The 270-nt window shown below is 43.7% G+C and carries 1 protein-coding gene; it reads left to right on the forward strand.

The window, feature by feature from the left end:
- Positions 1-270: DUF885 family protein (locus AAEZ18_RS18880; RefSeq protein WP_352255941.1), on the forward strand; the 270-nt coding region annotated here is incomplete at both ends.

Genomic DNA, 270 nt, shown 5'->3' on the forward strand with positions numbered 1-270 from the left:
CTCCGGCGCCTGATGGCTCTCGCCCTGGTATTTTTTATATCAATGCTTATAACTTAAAAGCGCAGCCTAAATTTTTACTCGAAACTTTATCGATTCACGAAGCAGCCCCGGGCCATCACTTTCAAATAGCACTTCAGCAAGAAATAGAGGGCTTACCTGATTTTCGCAAATTTGGAGGTTATACTGTGTTTGCAGAAGGTTGGGCGCTTTATGCAGAAAGCTTAGGCAAAGAGCTAGGTTTATTTACCGACCCTTATATGTGGTACGGAC

Source organism: Pseudoalteromonas sp. 19-MNA-CIBAN-0066 (genome assembly GCF_040308705.1).
Taxonomy (GTDB): domain Bacteria; phylum Pseudomonadota; class Gammaproteobacteria; order Enterobacterales; family Alteromonadaceae; genus Pseudoalteromonas; species Pseudoalteromonas nigrifaciens.